This is a genomic window from Streptomyces sp. NPDC088387, from assembly GCF_044753385.1.
Classification (GTDB): Bacteria; Actinomycetota; Actinomycetes; order Streptomycetales; family Streptomycetaceae; genus Streptomyces.
This window is the reverse complement of the sequence record NZ_JBIVNC010000017.1, coordinates 194,412-210,389: the sequence shown is the minus strand read 5'-3', so window position 1 is coordinate 210,389 and position 15,978 is coordinate 194,412. Positions and strand designations below refer to the sequence as shown.

17 protein-coding genes and 1 pseudogene are annotated in these 15,978 nt (G+C 68.9%); 13 read left to right on the top strand and 5 right to left on the bottom strand.

Annotated features, from left to right (window positions below; all coding sequences use genetic code 11):
- Positions 1–243: 243 nt before the first annotated feature.
- On the bottom strand, positions 244–564 hold the full coding sequence (locus tag ACIQAC_RS34940; protein ID WP_402198393.1) for a DUF6191 domain-containing protein: 321 nt from the start codon (positions 562–564) through the stop codon (positions 244–246).
- Positions 565–772: 208 nt separating this feature from the next.
- Here ACIQAC_RS34940 and ACIQAC_RS34935 point away from each other — a divergent pair, with 208 nt between their 5' ends.
- From ACIQAC_RS34935 to ACIQAC_RS34925, 3 genes are all read left to right on the top strand, one after another.
- Entirely contained in the window at positions 773–2,536 is a 1,764-nt protein-coding gene (locus ACIQAC_RS34935) for a hypothetical protein (protein ID WP_402198392.1), read from the top strand.
- Positions 2,537–2,666: 130 nt separating this feature from the next.
- Positions 2,667–3,083, top strand: a complete 417-nt coding sequence (locus tag ACIQAC_RS34930; RefSeq protein ID WP_402198389.1) for a hypothetical protein — start codon at positions 2,667–2,669, stop codon at positions 3,081–3,083.
- A gap of 147 nt (positions 3,084–3,230) precedes the next feature.
- Positions 3,231–4,115 carry a MerR family transcriptional regulator gene (locus ACIQAC_RS34925; protein ID WP_402198388.1) on the top strand — a complete coding sequence of 295 codons (885 nt, stop codon included), beginning with the start codon at positions 3,231–3,233 and terminating at the stop codon, positions 4,113–4,115.
- Positions 4,116–4,134: 19 nt separating this feature from the next.
- Here the strand turns inward: ACIQAC_RS34925 and ACIQAC_RS34920 are convergent, their stop codons facing one another.
- Together ACIQAC_RS34920 and ACIQAC_RS34915 are read right to left on the bottom strand one after the other, a co-directional pair.
- Positions 4,135–4,425, bottom strand: coding sequence for a DUF1330 domain-containing protein (locus tag ACIQAC_RS34920; RefSeq protein WP_402198386.1), 291 nt, complete (start codon positions 4,423–4,425; stop codon positions 4,135–4,137).
- A 55-nt stretch (positions 4,426–4,480) separates the two neighbouring features.
- Positions 4,481–5,308, bottom strand: a complete 828-nt coding sequence (locus tag ACIQAC_RS34915) for a tautomerase family protein (RefSeq protein ID WP_402198385.1) — start codon at positions 5,306–5,308, stop codon at positions 4,481–4,483.
- Between the two features lie 260 nt (positions 5,309–5,568).
- On the opposite strand from ACIQAC_RS34915, the gene ACIQAC_RS34910 reads away from it, so the two are divergent.
- The 4 genes and pseudogenes from ACIQAC_RS34910 to ACIQAC_RS34895 all read left to right on the top strand — a co-directional run.
- Positions 5,569–7,029 carry an MFS transporter gene (locus tag ACIQAC_RS34910; RefSeq protein WP_402198383.1) on the top strand — a complete coding sequence of 487 codons (1,461 nt, stop codon included), beginning with the start codon at positions 5,569–5,571 and terminating at the stop codon, positions 7,027–7,029.
- Positions 7,030–7,056: 27 nt separating this feature from the next.
- Positions 7,057–8,025 (top strand): quinone oxidoreductase family protein, encoded by a 969-nt coding sequence (locus tag ACIQAC_RS34905; RefSeq protein WP_402198380.1) that lies wholly within the window; start codon positions 7,057–7,059, stop codon positions 8,023–8,025.
- Between the two features lie 121 nt (positions 8,026–8,146).
- Positions 8,147–8,839, top strand: a complete 693-nt coding sequence (locus ACIQAC_RS34900; protein WP_402198378.1) for an alpha/beta hydrolase — start codon at positions 8,147–8,149, stop codon at positions 8,837–8,839.
- Positions 8,840–8,944: 105 nt separating this feature from the next.
- A pseudogene (locus ACIQAC_RS34895) lies at positions 8,945–9,778 on the top strand (patatin-like phospholipase family protein); the annotation flags it as partial.
- Positions 9,779–9,902: 124 nt separating this feature from the next.
- Here ACIQAC_RS34895 and ACIQAC_RS34890 read toward each other — a convergent pair.
- Together ACIQAC_RS34890 and ACIQAC_RS34885 are read right to left on the bottom strand one after the other, a co-directional pair.
- Positions 9,903–11,312 (bottom strand): amidase, encoded by a 1,410-nt coding sequence (locus ACIQAC_RS34890; protein ID WP_402198376.1) that lies wholly within the window; start codon positions 11,310–11,312, stop codon positions 9,903–9,905.
- Between the two features lie 163 nt (positions 11,313–11,475).
- Positions 11,476–12,063, bottom strand: a complete 588-nt coding sequence (locus ACIQAC_RS34885) for a TetR/AcrR family transcriptional regulator (protein WP_402198374.1) — start codon at positions 12,061–12,063, stop codon at positions 11,476–11,478.
- 117 nt (positions 12,064–12,180) lie between these two features.
- Here ACIQAC_RS34885 and ACIQAC_RS34880 point away from each other — a divergent pair, with 117 nt between their 5' ends.
- The 6 genes from ACIQAC_RS34880 to ACIQAC_RS34855 all read left to right on the top strand — a co-directional run bounded on the left by ACIQAC_RS34880 (position 12,181) and on the right by ACIQAC_RS34855 (position 15,857).
- Positions 12,181–12,786, top strand: a complete 606-nt coding sequence (locus ACIQAC_RS34880) for a TetR/AcrR family transcriptional regulator (protein WP_402198372.1) — start codon at positions 12,181–12,183, stop codon at positions 12,784–12,786.
- Positions 12,787–13,175: 389 nt separating this feature from the next.
- The gene (locus ACIQAC_RS34875) at positions 13,176–14,054 is read left to right on the top strand and encodes an NPP1 family protein (RefSeq protein ID WP_402198371.1); all 879 of its coding nucleotides are present in this window, start codon (positions 13,176–13,178) and stop codon (positions 14,052–14,054) included.
- Positions 14,055–14,225: 171 nt separating this feature from the next.
- Entirely contained in the window at positions 14,226–14,771 is a 546-nt protein-coding gene (locus ACIQAC_RS34870) for a hypothetical protein (RefSeq protein ID WP_402198368.1), read from the top strand.
- 205 nt (positions 14,772–14,976) lie between these two features.
- On the top strand, positions 14,977–15,135 hold the full coding sequence (locus ACIQAC_RS34865) for a hypothetical protein (RefSeq protein WP_402198367.1): 159 nt from the start codon (positions 14,977–14,979) through the stop codon (positions 15,133–15,135).
- A 162-nt stretch (positions 15,136–15,297) separates the two neighbouring features.
- A complete protein-coding gene (locus ACIQAC_RS34860) occupies positions 15,298–15,654 on the top strand; it encodes a PRC-barrel domain-containing protein (RefSeq protein WP_402198365.1) in 357 nt (118 codons plus the stop codon).
- Positions 15,655–15,686: 32 nt separating this feature from the next.
- Positions 15,687–15,857, top strand: coding sequence for a hypothetical protein (locus ACIQAC_RS34855; protein WP_402198364.1), 171 nt, complete (start codon positions 15,687–15,689; stop codon positions 15,855–15,857).
- Positions 15,858–15,978 lie beyond the last annotated feature (121 nt).

Genomic DNA, 15,978 nt, shown 5'->3' with positions numbered 1-15,978 from the left:
CCGACCCCAAGCCCTACCTCTGGACCAAGACCGCAGACGAGATCCTTGAACGCCTCGCCTCTTATCTGAACAGAATTCCCGACTCAGAAGACTAGTTTCCGTTGTTGCACTGGAGATGCTCCTGGGATGTCGATCGTCCGGCAGGACGCCGGCGAGAACCCTGGCGATGCAGGCATGTCCGGAACGCTATGACTTTGGAGTGCGCTTCAAGCAAGCGGAACGACGGTCGGCACTGCCGCTCTCCTACTGGTCGGCCCGCGGCATCCGGACAACCGCGACGCCGCCCTCCAGATCCACCGTTGTCCGGTGCGGCGGCTCCCCGTCCTCCTCGTCGTCCCGCATGACGAGCGCCGACTGCCGCTCCTTGAGCTCGTTCTGCTTCCCGGGCGAAACGCTCGCGTGGAGCTGTTCAAAACCGGTCGCGGATATCTGGCCCTGCCGGACGCTGTTCCGCCACGGCAGGAGTCCGGCCCGCCCGGCCCGCAACAGCAGTTGATCCACGAAGGCGACGGCGGTCAGCAGGATGACCAGCCCCGGCAAAGTCATGAAGACGGCGAATCCCATGCCCCCAGTATCGGGACCAGGGGCGCGGCCGTCAGGAGAGTGGATGAGCGCCCACCACGCGGTCTCGTCCTCGTAGGATCGGACGCGTCGATCACCCTCTTCAGGCTGTCTGATCAGGGTCAAGTGCAGGATGCTTGTGCGCGGCCGTGTGCCGTTGGGGGAGGGGCCGGTTGTGGGCAGGATGCCCGGCGTTTTCACGATGCCCAGGATGCTGCGGCACTTCGCGGCCACCGGCGACGGTCTGCCGCCGGACGGGGCCGTGGAGGTGGACGCGCCGGATGCCGGTCTGCGGGTGGCGTTGTCCGCCGCGCGGTCGGGGGACTGGGAGCCGGCGGCGGAGTCACTGGCGCGGACGCGCGCCGACCGGGACTGGGACCGGCGGGGCCAGTACAGCGCGGGTCTCGCCGAACTCGCCCTGCACCACACCGGATGGTTCGACGAGTGGCGACGCGCACGACCCGGCGACCCCGACGCCGCCCTCGTCGCCGCCGAGTTGGAGATCGGCCGCGCCTGGGAGATCCGTACCGCCGCGCGTGCCCGGTATGTGTCCCAGGAGCAGTTCCAGGCGTTCCACACGGTTCTGCGCGACGCGGTACCGGTGCTGCGTGTCGCCGCGGACCTCAACTTCGAAGATCCCGTTCCCTGGCGGGTGTTCATCTCGCTCGCCATGGGACTGGGCGCTCCGCGGGACGTGTTCGACGAGTACCTGGCTCGGGGCCGCGCGGCGGATCCGTATCACGTGGGACTGCACGCCCGCGCGGTGCAGTACCTGGCGCAGAAGTGGTACGGCTCGCACGCCGAGATGTTCGCGTTCGCCGAGTCGGCCGCCGCCGCGGCCCCTGAGGGGTCACCGCTGCGCGGACTGCCCCTGTACGCGGTCACGGAGTACGCACTTGAGCACAAGGCGGGGATCGGGAAGGGCCCGGTCGCCTGGTCCCGGATCGAGGGGCTCGTCGAGGCGGGACTGGAACTGTCCGCGAGGTTCGAGCCGCACGACCGCCGGGCGGCGGGCTTCCGCAACCACCTCGCGCTCGCGCTGATCCGCTCCGACCGCGAGGCCGAGGCGCTGGACGTCTTCCGGCTCATCGGCACGGACGCACGCACGTTCCCGTGGGCCTACCTGGGCGATTCCCGGGAGATGTTCCTGCTGATGCGTCAGGGGGTGCGCGCCCATGTCGCCCGCCGGACACCGTACTTCGGCGGATCCGTACCCGCATCGGCTACGAACGGCCCGTCTCCGACGACGGATCCGTCGACCGCCACCACCTCTCCGGCCACCACTCCTCCGGCCACTACTTCTCCGGTCACCACTTCTCTGGCCGCCACTCCTCCCGCCGCCGCTCCGGCCGTCGCGCACGTCCGCGCGCCGCTGCGTGAGGTCCGCGAGGCCGTGCTGATCACCGGCACCACCATGCGTCTGGCGCCGGCGCCCGGTGGCGGCACGTTCGTCGAGACGGCTCCCTCGGCCGACCCGCCGGGCCGACGCAAGGGCATGCGTACGACGCTGCTCGGGGAAGGCGCGCTGCCCCGCCTGGCCACCACGTTCAGCCGGGGCGAGAAGTGGCCGGTCCTGGTGGTGACCAAGGAAGGAGCCGACTACACGCTCCAGCTCTACCGTGACGGCCGTCTGGTGACTGCCCATGTCTGGTGGGCGGACCCCGCGGAGATGCCTACGCAGCAGCAGGCGGCGGAGCGGGCATCGGCACTGACGACGGCGTACGGGAAACCGGATCACCGGCCCCTGGCCGCCGCGCTGCGCGGCACCGGCGATCCACGGCACCACCTCGACGAGACCTTCACCGCGCTGGGCCTGCCGCCCCTCCCGGCCGGCTTCGGGCATCAACCGGAGCCCCTCTCCGAGGCCCGGGGCGCTCAGCTGGTGGAGCGACGGTCCTTCCTGCGCGCCATCAAGGAGTCGCTGTCGTCGGAGAGCGACGGCACGTCCGGCGGAGAACTGCCGCCGCTGTCCTGAGCCGGTTGATCGGGTTTCATCGCCGCTGAGCCACGCCGTTGTTCGGCATCCGTTTGTTCGGCGCCGGGCACCGAACCCGAACAACGCCCGGCGTGGTCTGCTCTGGTGACGCGCATCCCCGGAGGTATCCATGCAGGAAATGAAGAGCGCCCACACCACCAAGCGAGCCGCCATGGTGGCGGCCGTTTTCTCGGCGTTGCTGATCGCGGCTCCGTCGGCGACGGCCCAGCCGGCCGCGGTCGGCGGCGAGCCGGCATCCGCCCCGCGAACGACCCATGCGGGTCCCGCGGGTACGGCGGTCGACTCAGTGACGCGTGAGGCGGCCTACGCCGAGTTCAAGGTGGACGGGGCCCGCATCCGCACCGGACCCGGTGGGTCCTACGCCGTCGCCGGGCTCGGCTATCGCAGCCATCGGGTCACGGCCCACTGTGCAAAGCCGGTGGCTCCTCAGATGGTCTGGTTCTACCTGACCAACCACACGACTGGCGTGAGCGGATGGTCGGAGCAGTCGGTCTTCTACGTCGAGGGCTCGGTCCCGCCCTGCTAGACCCGTCCGGCCGTTCATGAGGAATGGACGGCGCCCACTACCGACACCTCGTCGGGGGGCCCGCTCTGGTGGGGTGTGTGGTTGCACATGCCGTAGCGGCATGTGATGTCGTCGAGGGCACCACAGCACGAAAGGGCGCCCTCTGCGATGTACCCCTCCGTCATGCCTCCCCGCGAGGTCAGAATCGGCGATGCCGCCGCCTTCGCCGGAACCACCCCGCGCGCGATCCGCCACTACCACCAGATCGGTCTGCTGCCCGAGCCCGGGCGCGGCACGGACGGGCGCCGCCGCTACGGCTACGACGACATGATCCGCCTGCTGTGGATCCGCAAGATGTCCGATGCCGGGATCGGCCTGGACGACATGCGGGCCGCCTTCGACGAGGGCCGCGGCGTGGACGACGTCCTGGGCCGGCTGGAGAAGACCCTGGCCGCCCGGGAGGCAGACATCAGACGCCGACGCGCGGCGGTGCGGCGCCTGCGGGCCGTGGGCAGCCCCCTCGGCCTGCTCTCCCCGCTGGTCACCGACCGGCTCGCCCACCTGCCTCCCGGCGCCCTGCGCCCCGCCGACCTGGACGCCCTGCTGGTCACGGAACGGATCTTCGGGCCGCTGGGAGCCGCGATCCAGGCCGGCGTGTTCATCACCCTGGCCACCCACCCCGCCCTGCGGGCCGAGGCAGACCGGCTCGACGCGGCCGACGCCGCCCTCGACGACACCGTCGACCCCCACGACCCACGGGTCGACGAACTCGCCAAGCGGCACAGCGCTCACCACCAGGCCCTGCTCCACGCCATGGAAGCGGCCGGACTCGACGAGGCCGAGGAGAGACTCTTCGAGACCTACGACGCCGAGACCTACGACGCCGAGACCCACGACGCCGAGACCGACTCCGACTCCGACGGCGAGGAGGACGTCCGGATGAGCGCCCTCGAAGCGGTCACCAAGATGCCCTACGGCTTCTCCCCGGCCCGCACCCGCTGCATCGAACTCACCGCACAACTCCTCGCCGAGGCCCCCTCCACAGACAACTGACCACGCGATTCACACACGCTCAGACCCCTTCGGTGAACAGGAGTCGGCGTTCGAGCGCGTCGGGCTTCATCGCGCGTGCCTGTGCGTACTCCGGTGACGCGTACCACGCGCGCGCGGCCTGCATCGTGGGGAACTGGAGGACGATCAGCCGTTCGTCCTCCGGCCAGCGGCCTTCGGCCGCGGTGGGGCGGTCACCTTGGACGAGGTAGGTGCCACCGTATTTGGCGATCGAGGCTGCGGACAGCGCGGCGTAGCGCGCGGTCAGTTCGGGATCACGCACGTACGCCTCGCTGATCACGTAGGCGGTCACGGTCTCACTCTCCGGGAATGCTCGGTGTGTTGGCGGACGGCCGATTGCGGTGCTGTCAGTCCGCGGAGCCTGTCGCGGCGGCGGTGTCCGCGTAGAGCTGTGCGCTGGTGATGCGTCCGCCGCTGACCCCGAAGAGCCACAGGTTCTGGATCACGACGGGTGTGCCGGTCGCCTTGGGGACGGCTGTGTTGGTGAGTTGGACGACGAGGTGTCCGTCGGCCGCGATGACCTGGTCCACGTGGACGGTGAAGGACTGCCAGACGGTGTCGCCGCCGGGTGTACTGGCGAAGAGGTCGGCGAAGGGCTGGATCCCGGAGAACTCGCCGCCGTAGGGCAGTGAGGCGGGCAGCTTCAGGGTCAGATCCTCGCGCAGCATCGGGCGGATGTGGCTGAGGTCGCGGTGCTGGAACAGTTCGGTGAGCGCGTAGGTGAGTTCGGCCGTGCTGTAGGACGCCCGGGCCTGCGGGGCCTTGTCGGCGGCGTCCAGGGCCTCGATGGCGACGACGTCCGTTCCGATGACGCCGCCGGCGAAGGAGAAGTCGGCCGGGCCGGAGAGCGACATCATCACGAAGACGTCCTCGGGGCGGATCCCGGGGTTCTCCTGGAGCAGGTGGACCAGGGTCCGGTAGAAGCGGCGCTTGGCGCGCTCGCCGCGGTCGAGGCCGTCGGTGATGCGGATGACGAGCCAGTCTTCGGTGCGGGGGCCACCACGGAATGTGGGGTGGAAGACCATCTCGCCCGGATCGTGCTGGTGGATGAGCTGGAAGTTGTCGTCGGGCTTCATGTTCAGCTCGGCGACCAGCGCGTCATGGACCGCCTCGGAGACGGCCCGGAGGTAGGCGGGTGTTTTACCGCGGGCGAGCGAGATGTCGACGAAAGGCATGTCAGGGACTCCTCTCCGAGACCTACCCCGGCCCTGTGCTGTCCACGAGCCTGTCGGTTCGGTCACCGAGCTTCATTACTATGTATGTCAGCATACAGATATCGGTGGCATTCGCAACAGGAAACGGTGACGCGGGGGCGGCTGTGGCGTAACGTACCTGTTCAGATGTGTGTGCGTTGACGCGTACCACGTGACTATGTAGGTTGACATACATATTTCCGCACTGTGCCGGCTACGGCACAGACGACGAAGGCACGTCCATGACTGAGCCCCCCGATCGGCAGTCGCCCCACCGGCACCCGGCTGTCCTGCTTGCCGTTCTCTGCACAGCCACGTTCATGACCACGCTGGATGTGTTCATAGTCAATGTCGGGCTGCGTCCCATCGGCGCGGCCCTGCACCACAGTTCGCTCGCCGACCTGAGCTGGATCCTGAACGCGTACGCGATCGTGTTCGCGGCGCTGCTGGTGCCCGCCGGCCGGCTCGCCGATCGCTACGGGGTCAAGGGGACGTTCCTCTTCGGCCTGGCGGTGTTCGGCGCGGGCAGTCTGGGCGCGGCCCTGAGCGGTGACGTATGGCTGCTGGTGGCACTGCGGTGCGTTCAGGCGGTCGGCGCCGCCGCGATCATGCCGACCAGTCTTGCCCTGATCCTCAACGGCATGCCGAAGGAGCGCGTCGCCCGGTCGATCCAGATCTGGGCGATCAGCGGTTCGCTCGGCGCGTCGGCCGGCCCGACGCTCGGCGGCCTGCTGGTCGAGGCCTCTTGGCGCTTGATATTCATGGTGAACGTACCGATCGCGCTGGCCGCCTTCGCCCTGGCGGTACGGACGGCGCCGGACCCGCGGCACAGCACCGAGGCCCGTATGCCGGACCTGCTGGGCGGCGGACTCCTGATGACCGGCATCGGCGCGCTGACTCTCGCGCTGGTCCAGGGGTCCGCGTGGGGCTGGGGCAGCGGTCCGATCGTCGCCGCGTTCGCGCTGGCGGCCGTCGCGCTCACCGCGACCGTGCTGCGCTCCGCCCACGCGCCCGCTCCGGTCATCGACCTGACCCTGTTCAAGGACCGGACCTTCACCTGGTCCAACGCCGGTATGTTCCTCCTCTCCCTGGCCTTCGGGCTGCAACTGCTGGGCCTGGTGTTCTGGATGCAGGAGGGCTGGGGCTGGTCGGCGATCCGCACCGGTCTGGCCATCTCGCCGGGGCCGGTCATGGTCTCGGTGACCTCTCTCGGGTTGCGCCGCTACACCGCCAAGCTGCCGGCCGGTCTCGTCGCCGCGATGGGCGGCATCGCGCTGGGCCTGGGAGCCGTACTGATCGGAACGTCCTTGGGCGCGCATCCGGACTACTACGAGGTCCTGCCCGGATGGCTGCTGTGCGGTGTGGGCACCGGCCTGTGGACCCCCACCCTCGTCAGCGCGGCGACCAGCGGCCTGGCCCGGCACCAGACGTCCACCGGCAGTGCCATCGTCCAGATGAACCGGCAGATCGGCCTGACCCTCGGCGTCGCGGTCCTGGTCGTCATCGTCGGCTCCTCGCGGATCGACCTCGCCGCCCTCGACCGCTTCACCCACGCCTGGTGGTGGTCGGCGGCCGTGGCCCTGCTCGGCGCGCTCACCTGCCTCTTCCTGCTGCGCCGCGATGTCGGCGCGTCGGCCCGCACCACCGAGTCGACCAACACCGCCGCGCCTGCGGGGAACCCGGCTGCTTCCAACGGCCGGTGAACCGCCCAGTTCACCCTGGAGCACTCAATGCGTCGTATCGAGTTCGCCCGTACCGGAGGGCCGGACGTGCTGACCCTCGTCGAGCGGGACACCCCCGCACCCGGCCCCGGCGAAGTGCTGGTCCGGATCGCGGTCGCCGGTATCAACTACATCGACATCCACCACCGCGAAGGCTCCTTCCCTGTCCAACTTCCCTACGCTCCAGGCGGGGAGGCGGCCGGAACCGTCACGGCCGTCGGGGAAGGCGTCCACCACCACGCACCCGGCGACCGGGTCGCCTGGTTCGGGCTGAGAGGCAGCTACGCCGACCACGCCGTCGTCCCCGCCGCCTCCGCGGTCCCGGTGCCCGAGGGAGTCACCGCCGAGACCGCCGCCTCGATGATGCTCCAGGGCGTCACCGCCCACTACCTCGCCACCTCCACCTGGCCCATACAGCCCGGCCAGACGGCACTTGTGCACGCGGCAGCGGGCGGTGTCGGACAACTGCTCACCCAGATGGTCAAGTTGCGTGGCGGACGCGTCATCGCCACCGTGTCCACCGAGGAGAAGGCAGCCCTCGCCCGCGCCCACGGCGCGGACCACGTCATCAACTACCGCACCACCGACTTCGCCGCCGCGACCCTCGAACTCCTCGGCGGGCGCGGTGTGGACGTCGTGTACGACGGCGTCGGCAAGGACACCTTCGCCGGCGGCCTACAGGTGCTGCGCCCGCGGGGCATGCTCGTCGTCCACGGGCTGTCCAGCGGCCCGGTGCCGCCGTTCGACCTGGGGGATCTGAACGCCAACGGCTCGCTGTTCGTCACCAGCCCCAACCCGGTCGGCTACCTGCGGAACGCGGAGGAGTTCAACGGCCGGATCAAGGACCTGTTCACCTGGGTGGAATCCGGCGACCTCGACGTGCGGGTCGGGGCGCGCTACCCGCTGGCCGAGGCCGCCCGCGCCCACCACAACCTGGAGAACCGGCGCACCACGGGCAAGCTGCTGTTGGTCCCGTAGAGGTGCGGGGGCACGGTTCGACACCGCGCCCCCACTGCCCGCCCACCCCGTTGCCCACCGTCCGCCGCCCCCGCCGATCCATCCGCCGCCCCCGCCGATCCACTGGAAAGAGAACTCCGGGATGAATCTTCCGACCCTCCTCCTCGTTCATGGCTCCTTTCACCGAAGGGAGATGTGGAACGCGCTGATCGAAGAGCTTCCCGGCCTCGACGTCCGTACCATTCAGCTCCCTTCGAGTGCTCCGGTGCCGGTCGATCAGCTGGGGAGTATGTACGAGGACGCCCAAGCCGTCCGGGATCTCGTCCTGGAGATCGACGGACCGGTCGTCGTCTGCGCGCACTCCTACGGAGGCGTCCCCGTCAGCGAAGGGGTCGCGGAAGTCGGCGCGGTGCGGCACATCGTCTTCCTGAACTCATTCGTACTGGATGTCGGCGAGTCCATGTTGGGTAACCGGGGAGGCAGTTACCCGCCGCACTGGGGGGTCCACGAGGACGAGCAGTACATCGAGATGCTCGGTGCCGAGAAGGTCTTCTACAACGACCTGTCCCGGGAGCAGGCGAAGACGGCGGCGGGGGAGCTGGGGCCGCAGTCGCTCATGTCGATGCGGCAGCCCCTCACCAGGGCGGCCTGGCACGACATCGCGAGCACCTATGTGATCGGCGAGCGGGACGCAGGCCTCCCCGTACCCATGCGCGAGAAGTTCGGTGCCCGCGTGGGAAACGTGCGACGGCTGGACACCTCGCACTCGCCGTTCTATTCGCGGCCGGGCGAAACCGCGGCACTTCTGCGGGAGACCCTGGAAGGGGCGCGTTGATGGACGGGACACGAGGCAGGGGCCCGCAGACGCACGGGGTGGGACGAGGCGCGCAGTCGGGACGGCTCCGGTGAGCGCGTTGGTGCTGGGCGGGGCGGGCCCGCCGGAGCCGCATGGACGTGTGACTTCCTGGACGGGCTGGCCTCCCGGGGAGTGCCGGTCACTGGCTTCGACGTGGTGATGGGCACGTCGGCGGGGTCCGTCGCGGGTGCCTGGCTGACCATGCGGCCGGAAGGCCTGGCACAGGTTCCCGAGAAGATGCGCGAGCATTCCCTTTCGCGCGTCGGGGCTCTTCGCTCCCGGAAGAGCGGCGTCGACACGGGCCTTGTCCAACGAGCTCTCGACAGGGCCGCCCAGCGGAACGAATCGGCGCTGAGCGTCGCGCGGGCCGCGGTGGCCACGATGTCACCGATCTCGGCCGGCGAGGCCGAACGGGCATGGCGGGCAGCCCTGCCCGAGGGAACCTGGCCGCCGCACCTCAAGGTGACGGCGGTCGACGCCCGTACAGGACTCGCCGGCATCTGGTCGGCCCGGGACGCTGTTCCGCCGGCCGTCGCTGTTTCCGCCTCCACCGCGGCGCCGGGTGTGGCGCCACCGGTCCGGATCGCCGGTACGGTCTGGGTCGACGGAGGAGTCCGCTCCAACACCAACGCCGACCTGCTCCTGGAACTCGCCGGTGATGAGGAACAGGAACGGGCCGACCGCGCCACGGAATTGGGCAACGTACTCATCCTGGCGCCCAGACCGACCGACAACCTGCCACGCGAGGAGCAACTCCTCGTCGACCGCGGCCGTCGCGTCCGAGTGATTACCGCGACGCCCTTCTACAGGACGCGTGCCGATCTGCTCGACCCTCGCACCATCGACACCGCGGCCACCATCGGCGCGGTTCAGGCACGTGACCTCGCCACCGAACTCGTGGCCTGGCTGTCTCGCTGATCCTTGCACGGCGCCGGCCCGCCGACCGCGTCCGGCTTGCCGGCCCCGCGCTGTACGAGAGCGCGGGGCCGGAGCGCGTCGTCCGGGGGACGCCCCGGCGGCACGGGGGTCACAGGACGGGGTTTCACAGGACGGGGTGCGGATCGCGGACCGTGCTCAGCGTCTCCAGCAGCGAGGCGACATGCAGGAGCGTCGACTCTGCGTAGTGGCCGGCCGCCAGCTGCACACCGATCGGCATGCCATCGGTACTCGTGCCGAACCGCATCGACAGGGCCGGATGTCCCGTCAGGCTGAAGGGGACGGTTGTCGACGACACATGGAAGGCGTTCACCGTGCGGCCGTCGAGGGTGAACTCCCCGAGCCCGTGCTCGTGCGCGGGGATCGTCGTGACCGGCAGGAGCAGGATGTCGTAGCGGCTGAAGAACTCCGCGAAGCCGTCCCGGAGCCGCTCGACGCCCTGCTCGGCCCGGACGTAGTCCGCTACGGCGGTGTCGGGCATGTCGGCCAGGAACTTGGAGTAGCGGAACATCTGCTCCTCGTGGCCCGCGGTGACCTGCTCGAATGCCGGCTTCACCTCCATTACGGCGAGCTTGGTCCACAGTTCGAGCGGGTTGTCCTTCTCAAGGGCCGGGATGTGTACGGCGTCTGCGTGGATCCCCGTACCCCGCAAGGCGTCGGCTGCCGCCCGTACGGTCGCCGCGACTTCCGCGTCGGTCGGACCGAGCCCGGAGTCGACGAGCCAGCCCACGCGCACGGGCCGGCTGGGAGAGGCTCCCAGCCCGGTGTCGAACTCGCGTGGCACGGTTGCGTAGCCGTCAGCGCCGTCGGGACCGGACAGCAGCGAATACGCCAGCGCGAGGTCGCGGACACTGCGGGCCATGGGGCCGACGTGCCAGTTGCGTCGGGGTTCCCGGGGCCAGACGCCCGTCATCGGGATCCGGCCGTGCGTGGGCTTGAGGGCCGAGATGCCGGTGTCGGCGGCCGGACCGCGTACCGAGATGGACAGGTCGCTGCCCAGCCCGAGCGGCGACATGCCGGCCGCGATCGCCGCGGACTCCCCGCCGCTCGAACCGCCCGGCGAGCGGTCCGGGTCCCAGGGGTTGTTCGTCCGGCCTGTCAGGAGGTTGTCGGACTCGACCCAGAACGAGAACTCCGGGAGGTTGGTCTTGGCCAGCAGAACCGCCCCGGCCTGCTTCATGCGGGCCACTGCGGTGGCATCCGTGTCCGGTACGCGTCCAGCGAAGATCGGCGAACCGCGCCGGGTGGGTACCCCGGCAGTGTCGAAGGAGTCCTTCACCGTGAAGGGCACGCCGTGCAGGGGTCCCACGTCTTCGCCTGCCGCGAGTTGCTCGTCCGCCGTCGTTGCCGCGGCCAGCGCGTGTTCGGCCAGTGTGACGACGGCGTTGATCCGCGGATCGGTCTCTTCGATGCGGTCGAGGTGTGCCTGGACGACTTCGGCGGAGGAGACCTTCCTGGCGCGGATCAGCTCGGCGAGCTCGCTCGCGTCGAGGTGGATGAGTTCGTTGTCCATCATCAGTCCTTTCTGGACCGGTCCATCACGAGAGACGACCGGTCTACTCTTACTGGTCGAGCCGACGTCGGGGTCGGGGCCAGGTGAGGCGTGAGCCTCGGGGAGGGACTTGGAGGGTCTTGGAGAGCCCTGGGAAAGCGGGTGTCCGGCCGTCGCCGGCACGGTGTCAGACGTGCAGAACCTGGCGCGTCACCGCCATGGCGCGGTCGAGCTGGCCGGGACTGCCGTGGATCTTCGCGATCATGCTCGCCCCGATCCACAGGTCGTAGAGGGCCTCGGCGGCCTCCCGGGGGCCGAGGCCGACGGCCAGGGAACCGTCCGTGATGCCGCGGGCGATCATCTTTTCGAGCCGGTCGACGATCTCCGCCGTACCGGTCTTCGTCGCGACACGCATCGCTTCCGACAGGTCCGAGATTTCCGCACCCAGCTTGACGACCAGGCATCCGCCCTGGCAGTTGTCGGCTGCCTGCGTGTCGTAGAAGTACTGCCAGTACCGCATCAGGTGCTCGGCGGCGCTTGCTCCGGTGTCGGCGGCGATACGGTCCATGACGGCGAAGTAGTCGTCGAAGTAGCTCTTCATCATCGCCTCGCCGAAGGCGTCCTTGGAGCTGAAGTGGTGATAGAAGGACCCCTTCGGGACGCCGGCCGCAGCGAGCACCTCGTTGATGCCGACGGCGGCGTATCCCTTGGCGACGACGATCCGCCGTGCGGCGTCCAGGATGCTCCGTCGTGTGTCCGTCTTGGCAGCTGGCATGGCGTAACGATAGCAGCCGATTAGACCAGTCGTCTAGAAGGTGTCGCCGACTCATGCCCCTGGTGACCTTTCCGCTAATATGTAGGTGTTCATACATGTCGGTGAAGAGGATGCGGGATGAAGAAGCGGACGGATACCAAGCAGAAGATGGTGCAGGCCGCCAAGCAGCTGATCCGGCAGCGGGGGTACCACGCGACGGCCTTCTCCGATGTGCTCGCACTCAGCGGTACGTCTCGGGGCTCGGTCTACTTCCACTTCCCCGACGGCAAGACGCAGTTGGTGATAGAGGCCGCGGAAGCCCACGCGTTCGAGCAGGTCGAGATCATCGACCGGGCCGCTGGGCAGGCCTCGTCCGCGGCGGAGCTGATCGACTTCTACGTCACCCTCGGCCGTGACGGCATGGTCGCCGCCGACTACTCGCGGGGCTGCGGTGTCGCGCCCCTGATCATCGAGGGGGCCACTCAGGACTCGGCCGAGATCGCCGAAACCGGCCGCCGGGCCTTCTCGGAGATGACCGACCGGCTGACCTTCCACTTCGTCGCCTTCGGTATCGAGCGTGCCCCGGCACGAGGGCTCGCGGAAGCCGTGCTGGCGGGCGTCCAGGGCGCGATGATCACCTCTCGCGCACTGCGCAGTACCTCGCCCTACGACTCGGTGCGCGCCGCACTCGCCGACCACGCCGCGAAGGTGTCGCCGAGGGGTGCGGCCCGCGCCGGCGGCTGACGCAAGGCAGTTCCCCCGGCCGCCGTTGTGCGGGCGTACGTCTGCGGAGTGCCGACTTGATCTCTGCACCTTGACAAAATAAGTATGTTGACCCGCATAGTATCTCCTGGCTGCTGCCTGGAAGGCTGCCGCAGTTGGTCAGCGAGTTCTCGCGCCGGGAGGCCCGTGGAGCCGCTCGACGACGATCCGGTCGGGGGGCTTCCTGTCGACCGGACGCGTCAGGCGTGGCGGGCCGGTCTGCTGCTGCCGGGGACCAGCTGCCGTACACATTCAGGACGTCCCCCTGGATGACTCCCGCTCGTCCCACACTCCGGCAGTGCGCCGGAGTTCGGGGATGGGCCCTGCGAGAAAAGCGGATCATGACAAACCCCACGCCGATACCGACCCCCGTGTCAGCCCTCAGACCGACCCCCGCGTCGGCCCTCGGACCGGCCCTCAAGCAGGCCCTCACGCCGGGCGGTAGGTCCTCACGCTCCACCAAGCGCACGAGTTCGTGGCTCGGGGCGGCGCTCACGGCCACCGCTCTGGCCGTCCTGCTGCCCGCTTCGGCGGCCCAGGCGGATCCCCCGCGGAACCTGTACCAGAACGCCTCCGGGTACGAGCAGACGTTCTCGCCCGCCTACGACTACGACGGCAACGGCTGCTATCCCACTCCCGCCATCGGTCCGGACGGGAACCTGGCTCCCGGGCTCGGCCTGGGCGGCGCCGTCAACGGCAACTGCCACGACAAGTCGGACCTCGACGCGTCACAGACCTATTCCCGCGAGAAGTGCAACAACGGCTGGTGCGCGGTTGTGTACGCGAGCTACTTCGAGAAGGACCAGGCGTCCGACGGCGTCGGGGAGATCGCGGGCGGAACGAACGGGCACCGGCACGACTTCGAGCACGTCATCTCGTGGATCAACCAGGCCTCCAACCGAGTGGAGTACGTGTCGACCACCGTGCACAGCAGCACCGCGACCTACCCCCGCTCGCAGGTGCGTTTCGCAGGAACGCACCCCAAGGTCGTCTACCACAAGGACGGCGGATCCACCCACTACTTCCGGCTGGCCAACGCCAATGACGACGCGGTGGAGAACTACTACCACAGCTGGCAGTACCCGCCGATCGTGGGCTGGAACGGTTGGCCCAGCACTCAGCTGCGGGACAAGCTGAACTACGCGAACTTCGGCTCCGCGACCATCAAGACCACGGACAACGGCGACCGGTTCCGTAACCTGCTCAACTCCGCGAAGCCGTCCGGTATCCCGTTCAATCCCTGGGCCTGACAGCCGCTGTCGCCCCGGCCGACGGTGGGCGCCGCTCCTTGGAGGGGCGCCCACTCACCCCGTGTCCAGCGCATCCAGAATGACATCTCGGGCGCAGGTGATGTCGGCCCTGGAGCAACTGCTGGACGCCGGCGAGACCTTATACGGCTCACCGACGAGCTGCGGGAGTCGTTGCTGAGGCTGGCGCGCGCATGGGACCCAGCCGGAGGCGGCAACTGGGTCGGACGGTTCGCCCTGTTCTTCGAGGAAGTGCTCAGGATCCACCGCGCCCACCAGAGCGTGATCACGGCGATACGGGAGGCGGCGGCCTACGACTCGACCGTGGGCTACTTCTACACCGAGAACCCCGACGGCTTCGAGGAGACGGCTCTACGGACCCTCCTGTCCGAGCAGGCCGCCGGTACGACCGCCGCCGACATCGACGCCGTCTCGGCCAGTCGGATCATCGCGTGGGGCGGCGCCCAGGCGATCGCTCACCACATCCAGGTCGACGACGGCCAACGCGACGCCGTCTTCGCCCGCGAGTCGGCCCGAATCCGGTGGCACGGCGCCTACCGCCGCGTAGCGGAACCCGATCACCCGCAGCCTCCGGAGGAACCGCCGCACGGTTGGTCCCGCAACGGCGGAGCTCAAGGGGGCGCGGTGCTTCACGCCGGTCTACTCGGCGCCACGTACCGTCCACGGGTTGGTAGCCGGATGATCCGCTCGGTCACTTGATCAAGGATGGCCTGGCGCCCTGATGCGCCGGTCCGGGGCTCGAAGACCTCCGGCTCTTGTGCAGACGATGAAACCGGAGGGTCGCGTCATGTCCATTGCCGCGCTCGAGCCACGTCGTTGGTGGTCCTTGAACGGCTCCGGCGCGATCGTCCACCTGTGGCTGGACATGAGTGACCCCGTCGGCGGTCTCATGTGAGGCGCTTCCGTGAGTACGTTCATGGCTGCCGGCCACTGGTTCGCGGCGGACGAGGCGCGCAGCCCCGTCTGCTGCGGCGACACCGCCAAGCGCTGGAGCTGGATCGTAAGAGCCGTCGGCGCCGGCTGGGAGGGCATTCAGCTCCTCGCGCTGGAAGCGGCATCGTAAGGCCTGATATGTCACTATTTCCATAGTTCGGCAGGTGTGCTCGGCCGTTCCGGGTGTTCGCCCTTCACGGTGAGGCTTTCTGCTGTGCATCCCAGGGCGGTGTCAAGTGCGACAGCAGGGGAACTCGTTCTGCACCAGCATCTGAAGAGGCGGAATCTGAACATGATCCATGCGGCTGATATCCGTGAGTGGCGTAATCGGGATGTCGTCGATTCCGAGGGAAACAAGATCGGTCTCCTCGAATCGATCTATGTGGACACGTCCACAGATGAGCCGGCCATGGCCGCGGTCCGTACCGGACTGCCCACGCGCCACAGGTTGACCTTTGTTCCTGTCGGCGAGGCGACGGTCGGCCCTGACTACGTCAAGGTCCCTTACGCCAAGGCGTTGGTGAAGAAGGCACCGTCGATCGGGACGGACGACATCCTCGCCGCCGAGGCGGAGGAAGGGATCTTCCAGCACTACGACATGGCCTACCAGACCGGCGCGGACGGAGAGCGGCAGCTCGCGCGCCGCTGAAGCTGCGCTCAGTTCAAAGGTGGTGTTCTGTCATGGCGCTTTTTCTGTTTCTCGTCCTGGTCGCCGTGGTGCTCGGAATCATCGGTGTGGCAGCGAGCGGGCTGGGCTATCTCCTGGTGATCGGTATCGCGGTTTTCGTGGTGGCGCTGGCTTTCGCCGCGATTCGCGTGTCCCGGCGCTCCGTCCGGCGGCCGTCCCGGTAGAGGGCACGATTTCCTCCGTCGGGCTTGATCGTCGACACCGGGCGCCCGCCGATATACCGGTTGGTCCGTCTCCTCGCTCACCCTGATGGCCTAGTGTTCCCGGGGGATCGTCTGATCCCTC

What these genes read in the sequence shown, in the direction of transcription:
- ACIQAC_RS34940 (WP_402198393.1), bottom strand. Translation starts at nt 564, where the DNA reads ATGGGATTCGCCGTCTTCATGACTTTGCCGGGGCTGGTCATCCTGCTG.
- ACIQAC_RS34900 (WP_402198378.1), top strand. Translation starts at nt 8,147, where the DNA reads ATGAATCTTCCGACCCTCCTCCTCGTTCATGGCTCCTTTCACCGAAGG.
- ACIQAC_RS34930 (WP_402198389.1), top strand. Translation starts at nt 2,667, where the DNA reads ATGCAGGAAATGAAGAGCGCCCACACCACCAAGCGAGCCGCCATGGTG.
- ACIQAC_RS34890 (WP_402198376.1), bottom strand. Translation starts at nt 11,312, where the DNA reads ATGATGGACAACGAACTCATCCACCTCGACGCGAGCGAGCTCGCCGAG.
- ACIQAC_RS34855 (WP_402198364.1), top strand. Translation starts at nt 15,687, where the DNA reads ATGGCGCTTTTTCTGTTTCTCGTCCTGGTCGCCGTGGTGCTCGGAATC.
- ACIQAC_RS34925 (WP_402198388.1), top strand. Translation starts at nt 3,231, where the DNA reads ATGTACCCCTCCGTCATGCCTCCCCGCGAGGTCAGAATCGGCGATGCC.
- ACIQAC_RS34915 (WP_402198385.1), bottom strand. Translation starts at nt 5,308, where the DNA reads ATGCCTTTCGTCGACATCTCGCTCGCCCGCGGTAAAACACCCGCCTAC.
- ACIQAC_RS34905 (WP_402198380.1), top strand. Translation starts at nt 7,057, where the DNA reads ATGCGTCGTATCGAGTTCGCCCGTACCGGAGGGCCGGACGTGCTGACC.
- ACIQAC_RS34935 (WP_402198392.1), top strand. Translation starts at nt 773, where the DNA reads ATGCTGCGGCACTTCGCGGCCACCGGCGACGGTCTGCCGCCGGACGGG.
- ACIQAC_RS34885 (WP_402198374.1), bottom strand. Translation starts at nt 12,063, where the DNA reads ATGCCAGCTGCCAAGACGGACACACGACGGAGCATCCTGGACGCCGCA.
- ACIQAC_RS34880 (WP_402198372.1), top strand. Translation starts at nt 12,181, where the DNA reads ATGAAGAAGCGGACGGATACCAAGCAGAAGATGGTGCAGGCCGCCAAG.
- ACIQAC_RS34860 (WP_402198365.1), top strand. Translation starts at nt 15,298, where the DNA reads ATGATCCATGCGGCTGATATCCGTGAGTGGCGTAATCGGGATGTCGTC.
- ACIQAC_RS34910 (WP_402198383.1), top strand. Translation starts at nt 5,569, where the DNA reads ATGACTGAGCCCCCCGATCGGCAGTCGCCCCACCGGCACCCGGCTGTC.